Genomic DNA, 2298 nt, shown 5'->3' on the forward strand with positions numbered 1-2298 from the left:
CTTGGTCGCTATGGAGGTGATCGCTGCCCACGGTGAAGGGTACTCTGCCCGGTGCTCCTGCACCAAGCGCACCGCCCGCTCTCGCACCTCCGCTGGATACCGTCCCGGTCGTGTCATGGCTTCCTCCCCTCAAGGATAATAGCCTCCACTTTTCCCGGAGCGGTTCAGATTGAGGATTTTGTCGTTTTGGAGACGGCATTTCGAGAAACACACTATAAGCAGATATTGAAAAACCTTGAGTTAAGTGAGCCACCAGGATTGCTCACGCTTGGCGCCCCTCCCACGCGTAGACGCGGTACTTATGCGGATACTTCAATGAAAGTCCGGTTTTTGATTACCTAGCCCCCCGTCTCCGCCTCCCTTGCCATTTTCGATTCGTGACCCTATCCTTTGCCCTATCTTCTCCCTGAGGCGCCGCCATGGAGTTCCACACCTTCCACCTGGTGCACTGGCCTAAAGAGTGGTCCCAGCAGCAGGTCTACGCCTACGAGCTTGAGCTGATCCAGTACGCGGAAGACGTGGGCTTTGACGGCGTCTGGCTGGCGGAGCACCACTTCCGCAACTACGGTATCTGCCCCTCCATCATGCCCTTCGCCGCCTTTGTGGCGGCGCGCACCCGCAGGGTCAAGATCGGCTCCGCCATTGTGGTGCTGCCCTTCCACCATCCCCTGCGCGCCGCCGAGGAGGCCGCCGAAGTGGACCTGCTGAGCGGCGGGCGGCTGATGTACGGCTTCGGGCGCGGCTACCAGAGTATCGAGTTCCAGGGCTTCAACGTGCCCCTGAGCGAGGCAAGAGAGCGGACGGACGAGATCTTGGACATCATGAAGCTCGCCTGGGCGGACGCGCCGGTGACCTACAAGGGCAAGCATTACGCCATCGAAAATGTGAACGTCTACCCCAAGCCGGTGCAGAAGCCGCACCCGCCCATGTGGAGCGCCGCCGTCTCCCCGGAGACGATCCGCCACCACGCCCTGCGCGGCATGCCCTTCATCACCGACCCCATCGCCACCTTCGGCCGATGCCAGCGCGCCGCCGAGGAGTGGAAGACGATCGCCAAGGAGCAGGGGTTCGATGTCTCGACCACGAACTTCGGCTGCCAGCGCGGCCTCATCATCGGCGAGACAGAGCAGGAGGCGCGCGCGCTGGCCGTCCGCGCCCACGAGATGGCGCGGGACGAGAACATCGTGAACCTCCAGAGCGCGCCCATCGAAAAGACGGGCGAGTTCGCGGCGGGCTACTACTATTGGAAGGACCGCTACTTAGGCAAGAACCAGGAGCTGACGGTGGACTTCTTCTGGGACCGGGTCTGGATCGCCGGCGACCCCGAACGCTGCATCAAGAGCCTGGAGGCGCTGGAGGCGATGGGCTACCGGCACGTCATCTTCACCCTGGGACATTACCCATCGGTCACGCTGGAGATGAACAAGCGCCGCCTGAAGATATTCAGCGAGTCCGTTATCCCCCACTTCAAGAAGAAGGCTCTTCGCTAGGCTGGAGCCGGCTGCTTGCCCCGTTCCTTCCCTTCTCCTTTAGACGGCCTGTTGTTACCAAGCTGTTCCCGAAAAGCCCTATGCGTGCCTCTCTTTGCCAGCCTATCGTGGTAGGGAGAGCCTTTTCCTTAAGGATGGGGTCAGTCCGCCATGGCAGGCATGCAGACGATACGCACGAGGCCGCTCCCGCGCCCGCGGAAGAAGCGACAGCCCCTTTATAAGGACTGGCGCATCTGGATCGGCGCCGCTTTGGGGCTCTTTATGAGCGTTATGGTCTTTGACGCCGTGATGGTCTCCCGCAACGGGAACGGCAGGATCGAAGAGGGTCCGCCCAAAGCGTTCGCCGAGTACAAGGCCAAGGCCGCCTTAGTCCCCTATCCCACGCTCCTGAGCGGCTACGCCTTGGTGAAGGGCCAGACGGCCTATTACACCGTGCGCGTCTACCAGGTGTTCAACCTTGGTCGGGAGCAGCAGCTGCACGTTGTGGTCAGCCCCAGCCCGGATAGCTATGTGGAGAAAGAAGGAGAGCTGGACCAGATGATCCTCAGCTGCGGCAACGGCTCCAAATGCGCCGATCTTATCGCGGGTCCCCCGCCCTAGGATTTTCTTGGACACGGAATTGGGGCATGATGCCACAAACTCAAGGAGGTGTCCATGATGGATGGAAAGGGCGAGGGAGCACTTGATCGAGGCCGCGTTGAGCGAGGGAGATTCTCCTCTCGGCGCAAGAGCGGAGCGGTGATGCGGCTGCTGCATGGGGAAGAGTTGGACGCGCTGTCCCGGGAGTTGGGCGTCACGGCGGCGACCC

Annotated in this window: 1 protein-coding gene and 1 pseudogene; both read left to right on the forward strand. The window is 61.6% G+C overall.

Annotation, left to right across the window (positions count from 1 at the left end):
- The first annotated feature begins 419 nt into the window (after positions 1-419).
- Positions 420-1490: pseudogene (locus tag FJ039_12635) on the forward strand (LLM class flavin-dependent oxidoreductase).
- Between the two features lie 150 nt (positions 1491-1640).
- Complete coding sequence (locus FJ039_12640) at positions 1641-2090, forward strand: hypothetical protein (protein MBM4406993.1); 450 nt, start codon at positions 1641-1643, stop codon at positions 2088-2090.
- The last annotated feature ends 208 nt before the right edge of the window (positions 2091-2298 follow it).

It is taken from the genome of Chloroflexota bacterium (assembly GCA_016875535.1).
Lineage (GTDB): Bacteria > Chloroflexota > Dehalococcoidia > SHYB01 > SHYB01 > VGPF01.